Below are 20,479 nucleotides of genomic sequence, written 5' to 3'. Positions count from 1 at the left end.
GTTCAGGCAGCCAAAGGCATGTCGGGACGGGGGGCAGGCAATTTCGAACCGGAAGGTAACGGACGAGACCCCGAGGGATGGTCGATCACCAGGGCGAACAGCAGGGCGGGCACCAGAAACAGACCCATATGCACCCAGACCTGGATCACCCAGTCGGTCAGGTGAGAGATCGAATGCATCGCCGGCACGATACTGAGCATGTAGGCGAGTTGCGCGGACGTCCATCCCGCCATCGCCGACGTCCATATCCGGAAGATGACATAGGCGAGCAGGAAGAACTTGAGCGCCCCGAAATACCAGAACGACTGAAAAGCGTCGGCCATCCCGGTTTCGGTCGTGCCTGTCAGAGGCGTATAGTCGCGTGCCGGCGGCGGTAGCGCGAACATCAAGGAATTCTTGATCGAACTGCCGACAAGTTGAGCCGGAACGAAATTGAAAACCAGGCGATTCCAGTGAATCTTGCCGTAATCGAGTTGCATATGGTGGCTTACGGTGCCGATTCGCTCGATTGCATTGGACATCTCTTCCCCGCCCTGCTCGATCAGCGTCTCCAGATTCTTGGTGATATCGATCTCGGATATCTGATCGAGAACCGGCCCGTCATTGGCGCGCGTGATCTGGCGATAGTCCGACATGCTCGTCGTGGTGATCAGGCCCGCCGCCAAGCCAGCGACGATCGCCCAGCGCGGCACGACCCAGCGCCGCTGAAACCAGAACGCAAGCACGATCATCATGACCAGTTCGACGGCTTCCGCGCGTTTTCCGGTTATGACGATACGCTCGAGGTAGAAAGCGAGATCGATGAGGATCAGAAATGCTGCAAACTTGCTCGGCCGGCGCGCAAAGCACAGCAAGGCGATCGCCAGGCCATAGGTCAGCAGGCGGGCGAAAAACAGATAGACGACGGGCATGCCGCTCATCTGCACGCCGATCGATACTTCGCCCGGCAGATGGCTGAGCCTGTAGTAGAAGGTCGCCCCGACCAGCGAAAACACCATTGCGACTATCAGCAGGCGGTGCTCGTCGAATTTCTGACGAAAGATTCGCAGCGGTTTGGCCGGCCCCGCCCAGCCAAGCCGCAGCATCACCAGGCAAGAAACCGCAATGACGATGGTGCGGATGTAGTCGCCTTCGGCGATGAGCGGACTTATCAGGATTCCGGGCAATTGCGGAATGATGAAACTGAAGGTCATGACCCCTGCGAGGAAGGGAAACTCGTAGAATTTTCTTGAATCGACAAAGCCTTCGCCCAGGAACCACAGGACGACGAGAAACAGGATTGCTGTGACGGCCCAGGTCAAGGCGTGGCCCCGCCGGCAAACGAGCGGGCGCCACCCGCGAGCGGCGGCAGGGCTGCATTCATATCGGGAGGCCTTTTTCCCGCCGCTGCAATTCCGCGATCTTGACGACGATCATCTGCTCATAGGCAGCGATGAGCCGGCAATAGGTATAACCGGCCTTTCCGTCGAGAACGCCCAGCCTCAGCACGTACATGTAAAGGAACCGCAAGGTCGGCCGAAACGGCATCCAGTAGGAAAGCTGCTTCATGGCCCGCCGGCGCACGCGCGCATCACGGCTGAACACACCAATTGGATCGGGCCTGAATTTGCGCCGGTGCTTCAGCGTCTCGCGCGCCTCGTGATCGGAGTAGCGGTTATGCTTTGCGAACCAGGCATTCATGCCGTTGTTGAAGCTGAAATGAAGGAAGTGCGCCTTCAATTTTCCCTCGCCCCCGTCACCGTGGCAGCCCAGGTGGACGGCCCGGTCGAAATGCACCTCGGTCGGCCGCACGAGGCGCACGACCCAGGTCGGGTAGAGCGAACTGTGCTTGATCCACCTGCCCATGAACATGACCTTGAACCGCACGAAAAACGCCGATTCCTGTCGCGTCGGGTCGCTCGTCACCGACAGGATCTCGTCGCGCAGTTCGGGCGTCGTGACCTCGTCGGCATCCGGCATGTAGACCCAGGCATTCTTGAACGGGATTTCGGTCAGGCCGTAATTCCTTTGGCCGAGTTCGCTATCGTGCTCGCGTTGGAACACGCGAGCCCCAGCCGCTCTGGCTATCTCGACTGTTCGGTCGCTGCTGAAGGAGTCCAACACGACGATGTCGTCGCTCCACGCCACGGCCTCCAGGCAGGCTGGAAGGTTGCGTTCCTCGTTCAGCGTAAGGATCAGGACGGAAGGGCAGCCGGTGGCCGTCGACGGCTGGGCGAGCGATGCGGGTGAGACTTGCAAGTTCATGCTGAACCTCCGGAGGGCCGGCCCGTCGCGGAGGCAAGCCTGTTGACTATCCAGTTGCGGGCTTCCGCCTTGACCTGCGCGTCGCGGGTGGCGGACCAGACCACGGCCGTGTGCACGAGCACGGGAACGGCCAGACCAGCGACCATCAGCGGTCCGGGAATGTCGAGAACGATGCCCAGATAGGCGATGGCTCCGCACAGGCCGGACGCGGCGGCGATCAACCCTGCGGCGGCGGCCGGAGAAAAACCCATCTGCAAAAGCAGATGGTGCATATGCCACCGGTCGGGTGAAAGAGGGCTTCTGTGCGCGTGAATTCGCCTCACGACGAGGCTGGCCATGTCGATACTCGGCACGACCAGAACCCACAACAAGGCCGGGAGCGGCAGGCCGCCGGGACCGCCTGCGAGGGTAATGACGAAATAGGCAAGCGCCCCTCCCAACGTAATGCTGCCTGCCTCGCCAAGAAACACGGCGGCCTTGGCGCGCCAGCGATTGCGCATGTTGAACACCAGAAACCCGATGGTCGCCGCGAGCAGGAGAAGAATGTGCAGCGCGAGGTCGGGTCGTCCGGCATAGGAAGCCATCAGCGCCAGCCAGAACAGCGCGCCCGAAGCGCTGGCCCCGGCGAGGCCATCGATGCCGTCCATCATGTTCATGGCGTTCATCGTACCGACCGCGAAAACAACCAGCACCGCCAGCATGGCCGCATAGCCCAGCCCTGTCGGCTCGAAGACCCGGCCGAGCCCAAAATTGATGGCCGAAATGTCGGCGGTGGCGATCAGTACGACAGCGGCAAGCGTCTCCATGGCCAGTCGCGGCCAAGGCGGCAACCGCCATTTATCGTCCGCTATCCCGACCAGGACGAGCAAGCCAAGCCCCAGCAACAGTCCTGCCGGGATGGGGAAATTCGTTGACCAGCCGTATCCCACGCCCCCCCATGTCAGGAACATCGCGATCCCCCCGCAAAGCGGGACCTTGCCGTCATGCTGCTTTCTGGCATCGGGCGCATCCAGCAGGCCGAGCGGCACCGCCGCCTGTCGAAGCCATGCGACGAGCAACACCGTCAACGCGAAAGTACACAGGAGTTGGGCAAGCATAAACGACATGTCGACACCCTATCGATCCATTTCCCGACAGGGTTCTGCCGCGCTGACGAGGATCGGGTTCGGCCGATGCTACGACTGCCGATGGGGCGTTTCGACTTGGGAATTCAGGGGTAAGCATTCTCCGTCGGGCGTAGCCTGCTATCGCCATACGGTCAGGGAGGGCTAAGCGTGACGAACTGGATCGAAGTCATTAGGCAAGCGTGACGCGCCGTTCGTTTAAGGGGATACTGCGTACATTGTCGATGCAAAACAAGATGAAGTTTCCACCTCGATCTCGGGTATAGAAAGTGTTATCTTTGCCACACTCCGATTATGGGAAGGTGAAACCCGCAATCAACGGAGAAACAAGTGGCCAAAACGCATTGCGTGGGTTGAGCTTTGGCAAAACAAGCACTAAACGGAGCGACGGTGGGGCCAGTATCGAAAGAAAAGTCAATGATGAGCGATACCATAGCCGAGAATGAAGCACATTTGGAACTGACGGCGGATATCGTTTCTGCCTACGTTTCGAATAATCCGCTTCCCACTTCCGAACTGTCCGCGTTGATAGCCAATGTCAGCGCAGCCCTCTCGGGACTTGGACGGGTCACGGAAGTCGAAACGGTAGCGCCTGTACCGGCAGTTAATCCGAAGAAGTCTGTCTTTCCGGACTACATCATATGCCTGGAAGACGGAAAGAAATTCAAATCCCTGAAGCGTCACCTGACTCAGTTCGGGCTTACGCCCGATGAATACCGGGTGAAGTGGGGATTGCCGCACGACTATCCCATGGTGGCGCCCAATTACGCCGCCTCGCGCTCCGCGCTGGCCAAGAAGATGGGCCTCGGCCGCAAGCCGGCCCAGCCGGAACCGGTTGCACCGGCAAAGCGCGGTCGCAAGCCAAAGGCCGCCTGAGAACGCCGACCTTCCGCCTGATAAAAGGCGGCAGGAAAAATGTAGGCCTGCCGCGAACATTCGAACGGATGGTCGCGGCAGCTTGCGTTGGCGTGCGCCCTTGTCGCGAAACCGGAGCCGGGTGCTTCTCCGGCGCGCCTCCCGTGCATGCACGCAAGCATATCTAAATTTGACGGGGCCTTTGTTACCATTCCTTAATATTGCTTGAACGTAGCCCGGCGCGTTAACGTCATGGTTGCCTTATGAGGTCAGATTGCCGCCAGCAATCACTGACAACAGAAATGGGCACTTCCATGATAGACCAGGTTCGCACGCTATTGTCCGGTCATCCGTCGATTCCGCTGAACATCGCGGCCCTCTCCGACGATGCCAATCTCTACGATGCGGGGCTGACTTCCTTTGCTTCCGTCCAGCTGATGCTGGCGCTTGAAGAGGAGTTCGACATTGAATTCCCCGAGACGATGCTGACGCGCCGCACGTTTTCGTCGCTGGCCAATGTTGCAGAGGCCATCGCCCAGTTGACGCGCAAAGCGGCGTAACGACCATGAATGTCCTTCAAAAAGTCGTCACCGCGGCATCAGCCGCGGTGAGCGATTCGGCTGCTGAGCGCATGCATCGCGTAGCGCTCGTGGCTGCCCGGAACGCCGATGCCGTCGACCATGAAGGCAGATTTCCCCAGGAGACGATCGACGCGCTGAAACAGGAACGCCTGCTCGGCATCGCCATTCCCGCCGATCATGGCGGCGAAGGCGCCGGAACGCTCCTGATCGCCGACCTGATCGTCCAGCTTGGCCAGGCTTGCGGCTCAAGCGCCATGATCTACGCCATGCATCAGATCAAGACGTCGAGTTTCGTCATGCACGGCATCACCAGCGATTGGCACCGCGCCTATATGCGCCGCATCGCCACCGAGCAGTTGCTGATGGCCTCGGCGACGACGGAAGCCGGCATCGGCGGCAATCTGCGTAATTCGATCTGCGCCATCGAGGTCGCCGACGGACGCTTCGCGTTGACCAAGGAAGCCACCGTCATTTCCTACGGTAATTACGCCGACGCCATTTTGGCGACAGCGCGTCGCGCGCCGGATGCCGCCGGCTCCGACCAGATCATGGTCGTCATCCCCAACGACGCCAACCGCTCGCTGGAGCGCACCTCGGTGTGGGATACGCTTGGCATGCGCGGCACCTGCTCGGACGGCTTTCACCTCGAAGCGTCCGGCGATGCGAAGCAGATATTCCCGAAACCGTTTTCCGAGATCGCCGCGCAGTCGATGCTGGCAAGCTCGCACATCTATTGGGCGGCGACCTGGTTCGGCATTGCCGCCGACGCCTTCAACCGGGCGCAGGCCTTCGTCAAGGCGGCGGCGCGCAAGCAGCCCGACACCATGCCGCCCGGCGCGCTGCGTCTGGCCGAGGCGGCCGCCAAGCTGCAGGAGATGAAAGGACATCTGACAGCCGCGATCCACTGTTTCGACGCCGCGCGCGGCAATGACGACGCACTGTCCTCGATTGGCTTTGCAGCCGAGATCAACGCCTTGAAGGTGGCCTCCAGCGAGAAGGCCGGCGAGGTCGTGCGCCTTGCCATGCTGATCAACGGCATCCTCGGCTACAAGAACGGCACGCCGTTCAGCGTCGGCCTCCATCTGCGCGACGTCACCTCCGCGCCGGTCATGATCTCGAACGACCGCATTCTTTCCAACACGGCGACGCTCATGCTGATGAGCCGCTTCGATACGACGCTGGGGCACTGACATGGACGCCAAGACCTTCGATGCAAAGACCCTGCTCGACAATCTGTTCGAGAACGGCATCCTGTTCGAAAGCGGCGTCGATGGCCTTTACGGCCGCTCGGGCGCCTTCGAGGAAGTGATCGAGCGCTTTGAGCGGCTGGTCACGCGCCTTGGCGCGCCGGACAAGGCGACGCGCATCCATTTCCCCCCTGGCATGAGCCGCAGCACGCTGGAAAAGAGCGGCTATATGAAGAGCTTTCCGCAGCTTGCCGGCTGCGTGCACTCCTTCATGGGCAATGAGCGCGAGCATGCCTCGCTGCTGGGCATGATGGAAGACGGCCAGGACTGGACGGAGATGCAAAAGGCCACCGAAGTCGCCCTGACGCCGGCTGCCTGCTATCCGCTCTATCCGACCGTCGCCGCGCGCGGCCCGGTGGCGGCCGAGGGGGTATTGTTCGAACTGTCGTCCTACTGCTTCAGCCATGAGCCGTCGCAGGACCCGGCACGGATGCAGCTTTTCCGCATGCGCGAATTCGTCAAGATCGGCACGGCCGAGCAGGTCCACGCCTTCCGCGAAAGCTGGCTGACGCGCGGCAAGGCGATGATCGAGCAACTCGGCCTGCCCTGCGACGTGGATGTGGCCAACGATCCGTTCTTCGGCCGTGGCGGCAAGATGATGGCCAACAGCCAGCGCGACCAGGGCCTGAAATTCGAACTGCTCATCCCCGTGTCGAGCCTCGAAAACCCGACCGCCTGCCTGAGCTTCAACTACCATCAGGACCATTTCGGCCAGACCTGGGGCCTGAAATTCGCCGACGGCAGCGTTTGCCATTCGGCCTGTGTCGGCTTCGGCCTGGAGCGCGTGGCCCTTGCGCTGTTTCGCCATCATGGCCCCGACATCGAGGCGTGGCCGGCTTCCGTTCGCGCCGTGCTGTGGGGTGCCTGACATGCGGCAGGCCATCGCCAATCTCGATCCGATCGCCTACAGGCCGCATGCCCTGCACGATCCGGAACGGCGCTGGCCGCAGACCAACTGCTATGTCGATCTGCTGATCGAGGTGATGGCCGCAACGGGACATGACCCGGTCGCGGCCCTCGGCTTCACGGTGGCGCAGGATTATGAAGGCGACCAGTTCACCTTCTTCAAGTTTCCGACCGCCGACCTGCAGCGGCTGGCAGGGCTGGACATTCAGGAACTGGCGCTGTTCGACCGGCTGGAAGATCATCTGCTTGTACAGATCGAGCGCGGCCGCCTGCCGCTGATCGAGGTCGATGCCTTTTACCTGCCCGATACGCGCGGCATCACCTACCGGATCGGTCACTCCAAGACCTCCATCGGCATCAATGGCCTCGATCCGCAGGCAAGGCGGATGAACTATTTTCACAATGATGGCTTCTTCGCCCTTGAGGGCGAAGACTATGACGCCATATTTGCCGCAAGAAACGAGGCCGATGCGCACGGCCTGCCACTGTTTCCCTATGCCGAGTTCGTGAAATTCGATGCGCCGCGCCCCGCACAGGATACGGTTTCCGCAGCCCTTTCCCTGCTTGGCCATCATTTGTCGCGGCGTCCGAAACGCAACCCGCTTGCGGTCTATGGTTCGGAATTCGAAGACCACGCCAAGGCCCTGGCGGGCCGCGCGCCCGAATACTTCCACACCTATGCCTTCAACACGCTGCGGCAGGTGGGCGCGAACTTCGAATTACTGGCAAGCCACCTCGCATGGTTGGGACGCCACGCCGAGATCGATTTCGCCGAGCCTGTCGAGGCCGCGGAGCGGATAGCCGATGTCGCCAAGGCGATGCAGTTCAAGCTTGCCCGCGCCATGGCCCGCCAGCGCTTCGATGGCCTTGCCGACCTGATCGAGCCGATGGCAAGGGCCTACGACACGGCGATGGTTTCGCTGGACGAACAACTGTCGGACATGGGCATTTTGAAGGCGGCTTAGCATCGCGCGGCCATGTGGGTCGCATCTGGGGAGCTTGGGATGGACGCTTCGGTGTCGATGGGCGACGCTGCCGAACGGCTGGAACAGGGATGGTTCTTGGCCGTCTCTGACGCCGGCGCGTGGCGCTCGCCCACCGCCACCGACCGCGATGCCGAATGGCTGGAGGCCGATTGTCCCGGAACCGTGGCTGGCACGCTCGAAAGGCACGGGCGATGGGATCGCAAAGCGCCTGCCCCGCTGCATGATCGCGATATCTGGTATCGTTGCAGGCTCGACGCGCGCGGCCCGGCGCGTCTGCTATTCGAGGGTCTGGCGACGATTGCCGAAGTCTGGCTGGACGACCGCCTTCTGTTCACATCGACATCGATGTTCGAGGCGCATGAAGTGCCGGTCGACCTCGCCGGCGGCGAGCAGCTTTCCATCGCTTTCCGCAGCCTCGACCGCCATCTGGAAGGCGTGACGGGACCGCGTGCCCGCTGGCGGCCGCGCATGGTCGGCGACCAGCGCCTACGGCTGGTGCGCACGACGCTGATCGGCCACCTGCCGAGTTGGTGCCCGCAATTCGACGCCATCGGACCGTGGCGGCCGATCAAGCTCGTCCGCGACCATACTGTTCCGCATATTGTCGACACCGCGCTTCAAGCTGAACTGGACGGGGAGACGGGCAAGCTGTCGGTCGCAATCACCTTGTCCGAACCGCTCGATGCCGGAGAACAGGCGACCGTCACCTGCGCGGGCGTAACGGCAGCGCTGGATAGGGAGAGCCCTACCCGCCTCACGGCCACACTTCATATTCCCGATGTAGCGCCCTGGTGGCCTGCCGGCTACGGCGAGCCGGCGCTGCATGCGGTGACAGCCACCTTCGGCACGGTGCGCAGCACTATCGGCCGCGTCGGCTTCCGCAACATCGAACTCGACCGTGGCGTCGAGGGCCGAGACTTCCGCCTAGTCGTCAACGGCGTGCCTATCTTTTGCCGCGGCGCGGTATGGACGCCCTCGGACCCGGCGCGCCTGCCGGAAAGCCGCGCGGCCATCGAACACGACCTCGAACTGGCGCGCGAGGCCGGCGTCAACATGCTTCGCCTCGGCGGCACCTTCACTTATGAATCGGATGCCTTCCACGCGCTCTGTGACGAAATAGGCACCCTGGTCTGGCAGGATCTGATGCTTGCCAATTTCGACTATCCGGCCAAGGACGCGGCCTGGTGCGATAAGCTGGCGCGCGAGGTGACCGGTCTTCTCAAGCGGCTTTCGCATTCGCCGTCGCTGACTGTTTTGTGCGGCGGCAGCGAGATTGCCCAGCAGGCTGCAATGCTCGGCCTGCCCACGCATGTCGATCCGACGCCGTGGTTCGACATGGTGGTGCGCCCGGTGGCGGAGGCCCTGCGGCCCGACCTCGTGCTTGTCCCGTCTTCGCCGTCGGGTGGCAGCCTGCCCTTCGTCGCCAATGGCGGGCCGACCCATTATTACGGAGTCGGCGCATATTGCCGGCCGCTGGAGGACGCGCGCCGCTCTCGCGTGCGCTTTGCCAGCGAATGCCTGGCTTTCGCCAATGTGCCCGACCAGGCGACGCTGGACGCCCACCTTCCCGTACCGCCGGTGCACGATCCGCGCTGGAAGGCGGCCGTGCCGCGCGATGTCTCGGCATCCTGGGATTTCGAGGATATTCGCGAGCACTATCTGGAAACGCTGTTCGATGTCGATGCCCGCCGCCTGCGCCGGGAGGACCCGGCCCGCTATCTGGACCTGTCGCGTGCGGTGACGGCCGAAGTAATGGAACGCACCATCGACGAGTGGCGTCGGCCCGGTTCGCCGACAGCCGGCGCGCTGGTCTGGTTCTGGAAGGATTTGCAGATCGGTGCCGGCTGGGGCGTCGTCGACGCCACGGGCAGGCCGAAATCGGTCTGGCATGCGTTGAAGCGGGCTTTCCGGCCGCTGCGGCTGATCCTATCCGACGAGGGCGTCAACGGGCTGGAGGTCCATCTCGTCAATGACGGTCCCGAGCCGGTGGAAGGAAACTTGTCGCTTACCTGCCTGCGCGATGGAGCCGTTACCGTCGCAAAGGGCGGCAAACCCGTCCATGTCGCGGCGCATGGAGCGCTGACGCTGTCCGGCTTCGACGTGCTCGGCGCCTTCTTCGACATGAATTACGCCTACCGGTTCGGCCCCGCCGGGCATGAAATGACGGTAGCGCGCTTCGTGCCCGACAATGGCGACAAGATTGCCGAGGCTTTCCACGCCCTGCCCGGCACAATGACCGGAAGGCGCGATGTCGGGCTTTCGGCAAGGGTGGAGCGCACGCCGGCCGGATGGCAGATGGCGCTGGATTGCCGGCGCGCGGCCTATCACGTCGACATTCGCGACGAAATGTTCCGGGCTGAAGAAAACGGCTTCCATCTCGTGCCGGGCAGCGAGAAAATCGTCCGCCTCATCGGGCCAATGGCAGGCAGCCCGTCAGGCACCGTAAGCGCCATCAATGCCGACCGCGACATCGCCTATCGGCCCTCCACGCCTGAGCCGGTGGCAAGCGGGGAAACCCGAAACGCCGAGGCGGTTTCATGAGACCGATCGTATTCGAGAACGCGATCGGCTGGCTGACGGACGCGCCCGGCAGTCGCGGCGTCGTCATTGCCGGGGCGCATGGTTTTGAGGATTTGTGCAGCCGCCACTTCCTGAAACTGCTCGCCGACCGGATCGCTGCGGCCGGCTGCCCCGTGATGCAGTTCGATTATCCCGGCTGCGGCAATTCCACCGGCGACGCCATGCAGCCCGGACTGGTCGAAGCCTGGGTGAAAAGTATCGGCGATGCCACCGACAGGCTGAAGCAGGACACGGGCGTGCAAGACGTCATCCTTGCCGGCTTTCGGCTGGGCGCGCTGCTAGCGCCACTGGCGGCGGCGCGGCGCGACGACGTGGCCGGCCTGATGTTGCTGGCCCCGCCTTCTTCCGGCAGAGCCTATGTGCGCGAGATGACCGCGCTTTCGCGCATGATCGACGCCCCGCTTGCCGCAAACGGCGCGCCCGACACTTTCGACGGCCTTCAGGTGGCCGGGTTTCGGCTGCCACACGAAACGCTGGACGATCTCTCGGTGCTGAACTGGCAAAATGACCTGGCCGGAACCGCCGCGTCCAAGGTGATGATCTTCACCAACGGCAAGCGGCCGGCAATCGACGGCATGCCGCAGAACGCCATCGAGTTCGGCGAATTCGACGGCTACAATCTGCTGATGTGCGACCCCACCGCCAACCAGATCCCGATGCGCACACTGGAGCGTTGTGCAGCCTGGGTGGCCGGCAATGCCGGTTCGACAAGCGGCGATAGCGTGGCGACGCCTTCTTTCGAACCGCAAATCCTGCCCGGCGACGGCTACCACGAAGAGCCGGTCGTCATCGCTGGCGACCTGCCGATCCGCGGCGTCCTTTGCCGTCCTGACGGCGGCCAAGCTACCGATCCTCTCATTTTCCTCAACGCCGGCGGGGTCCCGCATGTCGGCTGGGCGCGCGGAACGGTCGAGGCGACCCGCGCGCTAGCAGTGAAAGGCATTGCCTCGCTGCGGATCGACCTGCCGGGATTGGGCCAGAGCGACGGCCCACCGGGGGGGCGGGTGTTCCTCTACGACCAGCGCACGAAGCTTGCCGTCATCCGCGCGGTCGACTGGATGGAGAGGGCAGGCTTTTCGCGCATCGGCCTGGTCGGCACATGCTCCGGCGCTTTCCAGGCGTTCCACGCGGCGCGCGCCGACAAGCGCGTGACGAGGCTCGTCATGATCAATCCGCTCTGCTTTTCCTGGAACAGTTCCTACGCGCTGGAACTGGCCGTATGGAAAACCTACGAGACGTCGAAGGTTGCGTTTGGACAGAGCCACAGCACCTTGAAGGAAACCTCTGCCGCAACGAACAAGTCGCGGTTGCGCGCCGGGGTGTTCCGGTTGGCGCGGCACACCATCCGGCGCGGACTGGAAGTAGCCAAGACGATGCTGCTCCGCTTGCATCCCTTGAAGCTTCTGCACGGTTCCCCGGTTGCAGGCTGGATGCAGGCGCTGTCCAATCGCGGTGTGCAAATCCTGCTCGTCACCTCGCAAGGCGACCTCAGCCTGGAGGAAATCGACCGCCATTTCGGCCCGAACGGCGAGCGCCTTCGGGCGATGCGCGGTGTTGACCGGTTAACGCTTGAAGCAGCCGACCACACGCTAACGCCGCATCACGCCCGCCGCGTGCTGATCGAGCGGCTCGGCCGGTTCTGCCACAATGCCGATCCCATCGCAGCGCCGCCCGCCAGCGTCCTCCGCGCGAAAGCCGCCTGAGAGTAGGACAAAAATTGTAACGTCACGGGCATTCCACCAAGGCCCGCGTCAGCGGGTGGTGTGGATCGGTCAGACCGTCCATGATATTGTAGTGGTGCCTGTCCGGCTCGACGACGACATTGGTCGCAGCGCCGAGACCGGTCCAGATATTGGCCAGAAGGGCGTTCTGCCGCAGGAATTCCGCCCGCTCGCTGCCGCCCGCCCAACAGGTAACGCGGGCGTTTTCCATCGGCCGCAGCAGAGCCGGGCTCTCGGCCAGCGCTTCGGCCTCGTCGATGCGCAATTCTTCATTCATGCCGGTACCCATCAACGGCCGCAGATCGTGAAGGCCGGAGAGTGACATAACATGACGGATGCGGCTGCGAATGTCGCCGGTCAGAGGCGAGTTCGCACAGATCATGCGGCTGACCAGATGGCCGCCGGCGGAATGCCCGGTCAGCATGATCGGACCGGCAACCATCGCTGCGGCGGCTGAAATGGCTGCACCGATCTCGCTGGTAATGCCGGCGATGCGGATTGCCGGGCAAAGCGTGTAGGAGGGAACGGCCACTGCATAGCCCTGCGCGACCGGCCCGGCGGCCAGATGCGACCAGAAACCCTTGTCCAGCGCCAGCCAGTAGCCGCCATGCACGAAGACCACCAGGCCGCGCGGCTCATCGTTCGGCAGGAACAGGTCGAAGCGGTTGCGTTGGCCGTCCCCGTAGGAAAGGTCGAGCCTCGCCTTGCCTGGTACTTTCGCGCCCTCCCGAAATTCCCGAGCGGACTGGCCCCATGCCGCCGGCCAGCGCTCGCCGCCCGCGATATTCGCGCTGTTGGTATAGGCGTCGCTCCAGTTCTCCACCCGATGAAACATTGATCCCCTCCCGATATTGCTTGCCAGTTGGCCATAGCAGTTCCAGCACCAGCCGCTAAGTCGCGATATTCATCCTGCCACAAAAAGCTTTAGGCTTGAAATAATTTTCGGCTGGTGCCATGATTTCAGGATCGGCGAAGGCGGCGCATCGACAGGGAGAATGCGCTGGCATCAGTCGACGGGAGGAAATCGCGATCATGCTTGGGCCAACGGCGCATACGGACACGTTCACGCGCGACAATCTCCCGCCGTCGAACGAATGGCCCACATTCCTGCTCGATGATTTTCAGTATCCGGACTATCTCAACGCGGCGGTCGAACTGACCGACCGCATGGTCGACAAGGGTTTTGGCGACAATACCGCCCTGATCGGCAATGGCCGCCGCCGCACCTACAAGGAACTGTCGGACTGGACCAACCGGCTGGCGCATGCGCTGGTCGAGGACTATGGCGTCAAGCCCGGCAACCGCATCCTGATCCGCTCGGCGAACAATCCGGCCATGGTCGCCTGCTGGCTGGCCGCCACCAAGGCCGGCGCGGTCGTCGTCAACACCATGCCCATGCTGCGCGTCGGCGAACTGGCCCAGATCGTCGATAAGGCGGAGATCGGCCTAGCGCTGTGCGACACCCGTCTGATGGACGAGATGGTCGCCTGCGCCAAGGACAGCGACTTCCTGCAAAAGGTCATCGGCTTCGACGGTACGGCGAACCATGACGCGGAACTGGACCGCTTGGCGCTTGGCAAATCGGTTCGTTTCGAGGCGGTCAAGACAGGCCGCGACGATGTCGCCCTGCTTGGCTTCACCTCCGGCACGACGGGCACGCCGAAGGCCACCATGCATTTCCACCGCGATCTGCTCATCATCGCCGACGGCTATGCCAAGGACGTGCTCGGCGTCACGCCCGACGATGTCTTCGTCGGATCGCCGCCGCTTGCCTTCACCTTCGGCCTTGGCGGCTTGGCGATCTTCCCGCTGCGTTTCGGCGCGACCGCGACGCTGCTCGAAACCGCCTCGCCGCCCAACATGATCGAGATCATCGAGACCTATAAGGCGACGATCAGCTTCACCGCGCCGACCGCCTACCGGGCCATGATGAAGGCCATGGACGAGGGTGCGGACCTGTCGTCGCTGCGGGTCGCGGTATCGGCCGGCGAAACCCTGCCCGGCCCGGTATTCGAGGAATGGGTAAAAAAGACCGGAAAGCCGATCCTCGACGGCATCGGCGCGACCGAGATGCTGCACATCTTCATTTCCAACCGGTTCGAGGACATGAAACCCGGCTCGACCGGCAAGCCGGTCGGCGGCTATCAAGCGCGCATCGTCGATGACGCCATGCAGGAAGCGTCGCGCGGTACGATCGGCAAATTGGCGGTGCGCGGCCCGACCGGATGCCGCTACATGGCCGACGACCGCCAGCATAACTACGTGCGCGACGGCTGGAACCTGACCGGCGATTCCTTCTTTCAGGACGAGGATGGCTTCTTCCACTTCGCCGCCCGCTCCGACGACATGATCGTCAGCGCCGGCTACAATATTGCCGGGCCGGAGGTGGAGGCGGCTCTTCTAGCGCATGACGACGTTGTCGAATGCGCCGTCATCGGTGCCACCGACGAAGCGCGTGGCCAGATCGTCGAAGCCTATGTCGTGCTGGTCAAGGGCGCTGCCGGCGACGCGCTGATGGTCAAACGGCTGCAGGACCACGTCAAGGCGACGATCGCGCCCTACAAATATCCCCGCTCCGTCAAGTTCCTCGACGCCTTGCCGAAGACGCAGACCGGCAAGATCCAGCGATTCAGGTTGCGGCTGGAGCGCGCGCAATGAGCTACGACCCCTCCACCGAGGGCGCGCAGATGTCGTTCAAGGAGCGTATGTCCTATAGCGACTATCTGCACCTGGAAAAGATTCTCGACGCGCAGGAACCGCTTTCCAGCGCCCATGACGAGATGCTGTTCATCGCCCAGCATCAGGTTTCCGAACTGTGGATGAAGCTGGCACTGCATGAACTGCATTTCGCGGTCGGCTCGCTGCGAAAAGACGACGTGCGGCCCTGCTTCAAGATCCTGACGCGGGTGGCGCGCATCTTCGAGCAGCTCAACAATGCCTGGGATGTGCTGCGCACGATGACGCCCAGCGAATACACCGAGTTTCGCAATTCGCTCGGCCAATCGTCCGGTTTTCAGTCGTGGCAGTACCGCGCCATCGAATTCCTTGCCGGCAACCGCAATCTGGCGATGCTCGGGCCGCACAGCCATCGCCCGGACATTTTGGAAAGGCTGGAGACGATCCTCGCCCAGCCCTCGCTCTACGACGAAGCCATCCTACTTCTTTCCCGCAACGGCTTCGACATGGGCGCGGACGCCACCCGCACCGATTGGCGCGAAACACGCGGCGAGAGCGAGCAGGTGCTTGCCGCGTGGGAAACGATCTATCGCGACCCGCACCGCTACTGGATGTTCTACGAACTGGCCGAGAAACTGGTCGACTTCGAAGACTATTTCCGCCGCTGGCGCTTCAACCACGTCACCACTGTCGAACGCATCATCGGCCTGAAGCGCGGGACCGGCGGAACCGGTGGCGTTTCCTACCTTAAAAAGATGCTGGAGGTTGAACTGTTCCCGGAACTCTGGAAAGTTCGCACCCGGCTATAACAATCGGAAATCCCCAAAAGGGGATATCGGCCAAATGAAATCGGGAGGAGAATTTTATGCGTAGTATTTTGACGGCCAGCCTGCTTGGCCTTGCAATGACGGCTTCAAGCCTGGCGCAGGCGGAGCCGGTGAAGATCGGCGTTATCACCACGCTGTCGGGCGGCGGTGCCGGCCTTGGCGTCGACATGCGCGACGCCTTCACGCTGGCCATGAAACAGTCCGGCAACAAGGATGTCGAACTCGTCATCGAAGACGACGCACAGAAGCCCGAGCTTGCCGTGCAGATCGCCGAAAAGATGATCCAGAGCGACAAGGTCGATCTGATGACGGGCATCATCTGGTCGAACCTCGCCATGGCGGTGGTGCCCAACGCGGTGGCGCAGGATGTCATCTACCTGTCGCCGAATGCCGGGCCTTCCGCGCTCGCCGGCGCTAAATGCAACAAGAACTATTTCAACGTCGCCTACCAGAACGACAATTTCCATGAGGCGATGGGGCAATACGCCAACAAGGACTACAAGAAGACCTTCATCCTCGCGCCCAACTATCCGGCCGGCAAGGATTCGCTGACCGGCTTCAAGCGGTATTACAAGGGCGAACTGGCCGGCGAACTCTACACGCAGGTCGGCCAGACCGACTATGCCGCCGAGATCGCGCAGATCCGTGCTTCGGGTGCGGACTCGGTGTTTTTCTTCCTGCCGGGCGGCATGGGCATCGCCTTCATGAAGCAATATGCGCAGTCGGGTGTCGGCATTCCGGTGCTCGGCCCAAGCTTCTCCTTCAGCCAGGACGTGCTGCCGGCGATCGGCGACGCCGCGCTCGGCGTCAAGAACTCGGCAAGCTGGTCGCACGATCTCGACAACGAGGCCAACAAGGCGTTCGTGAGTGCCTTCCAGGCCGAATACAAGCGCCTGCCCTCGATCTACGCGGCGCAAAGCTGGGATACGGCCAATCTGATCCTCTCGGCCATGTCCAAGGCGAGCGTCAAGGACAAAGACGCTTTTCGCGCGGCGCTGAAAGCGGCTGACTTCAAGTCCGTGCGCGGCTCGTTCACCTTCAACACCAACAACCACCCGATCCAGGACATCTATGTCCGCGAGGTGGTGAAGGAAGGCGACGTCTTGACCAACAAGATCATCGGCACGGCCTTCGAGAAGCACGGCGACGCCTATGCCGAACTTTGCAAGATGTAGGCAAATCTTCCCCGTTTACGGGAAGCATTGAAGATTACCCCCACTCCGGTTTGCTTCGCAAACCACCTCTCCCCCCCTCAAAAGGGAGAGGAAAAGCCGCCACCTCTTTCCTACCCCCTTTTGAGGGGGAGAGGTGCCGAGCAAAGCGAGGCGGAGCGGGGGTCTTCTCCGCCCTATCCGTCCCTACCGCCCTCTCCATCCCGCAAACCACACAGCGAAAAGCATCCGTGACCACCGCCCTTTTGATCGAGCAATTGCTGAACGGGTTGCAGCTTGGCGTCATGCTGTTCCTGATCGCGGCCGGCTTGACGCTGATCTTCGGCGTCATGGGCTTGATCAACCTCGCCCACGGCTCGCTGTTCATGATCGGGGCATTTGCCTGTGCGGCCGTGGCGGCGGCCACCGGTTCGTTCTGGATCGGCCTTGCCGCCAGCCTCGCGGCTGCCGCAGCGGCCGGCGCGATCATGGAGATCGTGGTCATTCGCCGCCTCTACGACCGCGACCATCTCGACCAGGTTCTCGCCACTTTCGCGCTGATCCTGATCCTGTCGGAAGGCACGCGCTGGGTGTTCGGCTCGTTTCCGCTCTATCTCGACATTCCGCCGCTGCTGCAAGGCGCGGTGCCGCTGCCCGGCGGCGGCCAGTACCAACTCTACCGGCTGGCGATCATCGGCGTCGGCATCGTGGTAGCCATCGGCCTTTATCTGCTGATATCGCGCACGCGCCTCGGCATGCGCATCCGCGCCGGTGAGACCGACCGTGAAATGATCGCGGCGCTCGGCGTCGATATTCGTACGCTCTATACCGTCGTCTTTGCGCTGGGTGCGGCGCTGGCCGGCTTGGCCGGCGCGCTGGTCGGCGCGTTGCAGTCGGTGCAGGTCGGCATGGGCGAACCGGCGCTCATCCTCGCCTTCGTTGTCATCGTCATCGGCGGTATCGGCTCGATCAAGGGAGCGCTGGTCGGCGCAATTCTCGTCGGCACGGTCGATACGATGGGGCGTTTTCTTTTGCCAAAACTTCTGGCGCTGGCGCTGCCTTCAGCGCAAGCCAACATGGTTGGCGCGGCCATTGCCTCCATGCTGATCTACATCGTCATGGCGCTGATCCTGGCATTTAAGCCACGCGGCCTGTTTGCGGGGCACGGATGATGCCGGCGCGCCAAAGCCTCATCAACGGCGTGCTTGCCTTGCTGCTGCTGGCGGTGCCGATCGGCGCGTCTCTCGCCGGCGAAACCTTCTATGTCACGCTGGCGACCCGCATCGTCATCCTTGCGCTGGCGGCACTTGGCCTCAACATCGCGCTCGGCCTCGGCGGTCTGGTATCGTTCGGCCACGCCGCGTTTTTCGGCCTTGGCGGCTATGTCGCCGGCATTCTGGCGACGCACGCCTTCAACGGCGAGACCGTGCTGTTCGGCCTGCCCGCGACCACGTCGATGCCGGTCATCTTGCTGGCGGCCATCGTCGTCTGTGGCCTTGTGGCGATCCCCATCGGCATCATCAGCCTGCGCACATCCGGCGTCTATTTCATCATGATCACCTTGGCTTTCGCGCAGATGATCTACTATTTCGCCGTTTCCTGGCCCGATTATGGCGGCGAGGACGGCCTGTCGCTTTATGTCCGCAACAGCTTTCCCGGCGTCAACACCGCGCAACCCCTGCCCTATTTCCTGATCTGCTTCACCGTGCTGATGCTGGCGCTGGCGCTTTTTTCCGTACTGCGCGGCTCGCGTTTCGGCTCAGCGCTGGAAGCGGCACGACAAAATCCGACACGGCTGGCCGCAGTCGGCATCTCGCCTTTCAGCATAAAACTGGTCGCCTTCGTCATCTCGGCGATGATGACGGGCCTTGCCGGCGCGCTGTTTGCCGACCTCAACCGGTTCGTCAGCCCCTCCATGCTGTCCTGGCAGATGTCCGGGGAACTGATCGTGCTGATCATCCTCGGCGGCAAGGCGCGCCTGTTCGGGCCTGTTGCCGGCGCCATCGTCTATGTGCTGGTCGAATTCGTATTGGGCGGCATCACCGAACACTGGCAGTTCTTTCTCGGATTGATCCTGCTCGGCGTCGTCCTGTTCGCGCGGCAGGGACTGCTTGGCCTTGTAGCGGGAAAAGCGCGCCATGGCTGAGCCCATCCTCGAAATCAAAAATCTCAACAAGACATTCGGCGCGCTCAAGGCGACGGACGACATCACGCTCGACCTCAAACCTGGTGAAATCCACGCGCTGATCGGCCCCAACGGGGCTGGTAAAAGCACGCTGATCCACCAGATTTCCGGCTCGCTCACCCCCGATTCCGGCGCGATCCGCTTTCTCGGGCAGGACATGGCCGGGCTCGACATGGCGGCACGGGCGCGGCGCGGCCTAGGGCGCAGTTTCCAGATATCGTCGGTCGCGCCGGAATTTTCGGCGCTGCGCAACGTCATGCTGGCAGTACAGGCGCGGCAAGGTTCGAGCTTCCACTTCTTCCGGCCCGTCAACACCGACAAAACGCTGGTCGAGCCGGCCATGGCCGTGCTGGAACAGGTGGGCATGGCCGCGCGGGCGAAAATTCCCGCTGCAGAACTCTCGCATGGCGAGCGCCGGCAACTGGAAATCGCCATCGCGCTGGCCATCGGCGCAAAAGCGTTCCTGTTCGACGAGCCGATGGCCGGCATGGGACCGGAAGGCTCCAAAAACCTGACCGGCTTCCTCGACCGGTTGCGGCAGCAAGCGCCGATCCTGCTGGTGGAACACGACATGGACGCCGTCTTCGCACTGGCCGACCGCATCTCCGTGCTCGTCTATGGCCGCGTCCTCGCGACCGGAACCGTGGACGAAATCCGCGCCAACCCCGAGGTGCGCCGGGCCTATCTCGGAGAAGCGGCATGAGCCTGCTTGCGCTTCGCGGTGTTGAAACTTTCTATGGCGCTTCGCAGGCGCTGTTCGGCGTCGACCTGACCGTCGAAAACGGCGAGGTCGTCGCCCTCATGGGCCGCAACGGCATGGGCAAGACGACGACGATCAACTCGATCCTCGGCCTGGTCCGGCCCCGTAGTGGCACCATCGACTTTGCCGACACCAACCTTTCCGGCCTGCAAGCGCACCGCATCGCCCGGCTGGGGCTGGGGCTCGTGCCTGAAGGACGGCGCTGCTTCCCCAATCTCACCGTCGAGGAAAACCTTCTGGTCGCCGCGCGCGGCACCGACTGGAACCTGAAGCGCGTCGTCGCGCTGTTCCCGCGTCTCGGTGAACGGCGCAGCCAATACGCCAACACCCTTTCCGGCGGCGAGCAGCAGATGCTGGCCATCGGCCGCGCGCTGATGACCAACCCGCGCCTGCTGATCCTTGACGAAGCGACCGAAGGCCTGGCCCCGGTCATCCGGCAGGACATCTGGGCAGCACTTCGCCAGTTGAAGGCGGCGGGCCAGTCCATCCTTGTGGTCGACAAGACGCTGTCCGAATTGTTGCCCGTGGCCGACCGCTGCGTCATCTTGGAAAAGGGTATGTCGGTGTTCGAAGGCCGACCGGATGCGCTGACGCCAGAACTTCAGGACCGCTATCTGGGCGTCTGACCTGTTAGGC

Annotated in this window: 18 protein-coding genes; 14 read left to right on the top strand and 4 right to left on the bottom strand. The window is 62.8% G+C overall.

What is annotated here, in order from left to right; genetic code table 11:
• Nucleotides 1-2: 2 nt before the first annotated feature.
• From ACX3P0_RS12960 to ACX3P0_RS12950, 3 genes are read right to left on the bottom strand one after another with little or no spacing between them, the layout of a single operon-like run.
• Nucleotides 3-1,301, bottom strand: a complete 1,299-nt coding sequence (locus tag ACX3P0_RS12960) for a hypothetical protein (RefSeq protein ID WP_459089014.1) — start codon at nucleotides 1,299-1,301, stop codon at nucleotides 3-5.
• Between the two features lie 58 nt (nucleotides 1,302-1,359).
• Entirely contained in the window at nucleotides 1,360-2,244 is an 885-nt protein-coding gene (locus ACX3P0_RS12955; RefSeq protein ID WP_459089012.1) for a glycosyltransferase family 2 protein, read from the bottom strand.
• Complete coding sequence (locus ACX3P0_RS12950; RefSeq protein ID WP_459089010.1) at nucleotides 2,241-3,350, bottom strand: MraY family glycosyltransferase; 1,110 nt, start codon at nucleotides 3,348-3,350, stop codon at nucleotides 2,241-2,243. Before ACX3P0_RS12950 ends, ACX3P0_RS12955 begins: the two co-directional genes overlap by 4 nt.
• 438 nt (nucleotides 3,351-3,788) lie before the next feature.
• Here ACX3P0_RS12950 and ACX3P0_RS12945 point away from each other — a divergent pair, with 438 nt between their 5' ends.
• The 7 genes from ACX3P0_RS12945 to ACX3P0_RS12915 all read left to right on the top strand — a co-directional run bounded on the left by ACX3P0_RS12945 (nucleotide 3,789) and on the right by ACX3P0_RS12915 (nucleotide 12,226).
• Nucleotides 3,789-4,244 carry a Ros/MucR family transcriptional regulator gene (locus ACX3P0_RS12945; RefSeq protein ID WP_459078243.1) on the top strand — a complete coding sequence of 152 codons (456 nt, stop codon included), beginning with the start codon at nucleotides 3,789-3,791 and terminating at the stop codon, nucleotides 4,242-4,244.
• A gap of 293 nt (nucleotides 4,245-4,537) precedes the next feature.
• Nucleotides 4,538-4,783, top strand: a complete 246-nt coding sequence (locus ACX3P0_RS12940) for an acyl carrier protein (RefSeq protein ID WP_459089008.1) — start codon at nucleotides 4,538-4,540, stop codon at nucleotides 4,781-4,783.
• A 5-nt stretch (nucleotides 4,784-4,788) separates the two neighbouring features.
• Nucleotides 4,789-5,994: an acyl-CoA dehydrogenase family protein gene (locus ACX3P0_RS12935; protein ID WP_459089006.1), complete on the top strand. Its 1,206-nt coding sequence runs from the start codon at nucleotides 4,789-4,791 to the stop codon at nucleotides 5,992-5,994.
• 1 nt (nucleotide 5,995) lies between these two features.
• The gene (locus tag ACX3P0_RS12930) at nucleotides 5,996-6,919 is read left to right on the top strand and encodes an amino acid--[acyl-carrier-protein] ligase (protein ID WP_459089004.1); all 924 of its coding nucleotides are present in this window, start codon (nucleotides 5,996-5,998) and stop codon (nucleotides 6,917-6,919) included.
• A gap of 1 nt (nucleotide 6,920) precedes the next feature.
• Nucleotides 6,921-7,922: a DUF1839 family protein gene (locus tag ACX3P0_RS12925; protein ID WP_459089002.1), complete on the top strand. Its 1,002-nt coding sequence runs from the start codon at nucleotides 6,921-6,923 to the stop codon at nucleotides 7,920-7,922.
• A gap of 39 nt (nucleotides 7,923-7,961) precedes the next feature.
• Nucleotides 7,962-10,484: a glycoside hydrolase family 2 protein gene (locus tag ACX3P0_RS12920; protein WP_459089000.1), complete on the top strand. Its 2,523-nt coding sequence runs from the start codon at nucleotides 7,962-7,964 to the stop codon at nucleotides 10,482-10,484.
• A complete protein-coding gene (locus ACX3P0_RS12915; protein ID WP_459088998.1) occupies nucleotides 10,481-12,226 on the top strand; it encodes an alpha/beta fold hydrolase in 1,746 nt (581 codons plus the stop codon). The genes ACX3P0_RS12920 and ACX3P0_RS12915 overlap by 4 nt, the downstream gene beginning before the upstream one ends.
• A gap of 22 nt (nucleotides 12,227-12,248) precedes the next feature.
• Here ACX3P0_RS12915 and ACX3P0_RS12910 read toward each other — a convergent pair whose 3' ends face one another.
• Nucleotides 12,249-13,079 (bottom strand): alpha/beta hydrolase, encoded by an 831-nt coding sequence (locus tag ACX3P0_RS12910; RefSeq protein WP_459088996.1) that lies wholly within the window; start codon nucleotides 13,077-13,079, stop codon nucleotides 12,249-12,251.
• Nucleotides 13,080-13,276: 197 nt separating this feature from the next.
• Here ACX3P0_RS12910 and ACX3P0_RS12905 point away from each other — a divergent pair, with 197 nt between their 5' ends.
• The 7 genes from ACX3P0_RS12905 (at nucleotide 13,277) to ACX3P0_RS12875 (ending at nucleotide 20,469) form a co-directional block, all read left to right on the top strand.
• A complete protein-coding gene (locus ACX3P0_RS12905) occupies nucleotides 13,277-14,902 on the top strand; it encodes a benzoate-CoA ligase family protein (RefSeq protein WP_459088994.1) in 1,626 nt (541 codons plus the stop codon).
• Nucleotides 14,899-15,729 (top strand): tryptophan 2,3-dioxygenase, encoded by an 831-nt coding sequence (kynA, locus tag ACX3P0_RS12900; RefSeq protein WP_459078027.1) that lies wholly within the window; start codon nucleotides 14,899-14,901, stop codon nucleotides 15,727-15,729. The genes ACX3P0_RS12905 and kynA overlap by 4 nt, the downstream gene beginning before the upstream one ends.
• 56 nt (nucleotides 15,730-15,785) lie before the next feature.
• Nucleotides 15,786-16,922: an ABC transporter substrate-binding protein gene (locus tag ACX3P0_RS12895; RefSeq protein ID WP_459088992.1), complete on the top strand. Its 1,137-nt coding sequence runs from the start codon at nucleotides 15,786-15,788 to the stop codon at nucleotides 16,920-16,922.
• Nucleotides 16,923-17,149: 227 nt separating this feature from the next.
• On the top strand, nucleotides 17,150-18,070 hold the full coding sequence (locus tag ACX3P0_RS12890; protein WP_459078025.1) for a branched-chain amino acid ABC transporter permease: 921 nt from the start codon (nucleotides 17,150-17,152) through the stop codon (nucleotides 18,068-18,070).
• Entirely contained in the window at nucleotides 18,067-19,044 is a 978-nt protein-coding gene (locus ACX3P0_RS12885) for a branched-chain amino acid ABC transporter permease (RefSeq protein ID WP_459078024.1), read from the top strand. Before ACX3P0_RS12890 ends, ACX3P0_RS12885 begins: the two co-directional genes overlap by 4 nt.
• On the top strand, nucleotides 19,037-19,786 hold the full coding sequence (locus ACX3P0_RS12880) for an ABC transporter ATP-binding protein (RefSeq protein ID WP_459078023.1): 750 nt from the start codon (nucleotides 19,037-19,039) through the stop codon (nucleotides 19,784-19,786). The genes ACX3P0_RS12885 and ACX3P0_RS12880 overlap by 8 nt, the downstream gene beginning before the upstream one ends.
• Complete coding sequence (locus tag ACX3P0_RS12875) at nucleotides 19,783-20,469, top strand: ABC transporter ATP-binding protein (RefSeq protein WP_459088990.1); 687 nt, start codon at nucleotides 19,783-19,785, stop codon at nucleotides 20,467-20,469. The genes ACX3P0_RS12880 and ACX3P0_RS12875 overlap by 4 nt, the downstream gene beginning before the upstream one ends.
• Nucleotides 20,470-20,479 lie beyond the last annotated feature (10 nt).

This window comes from Mesorhizobium sp. A556 (assembly GCF_054489545.1).
Note: the sequence above shows the minus strand (reverse complement) of the source record. Positions and strands in the feature narration are given on the sequence as shown.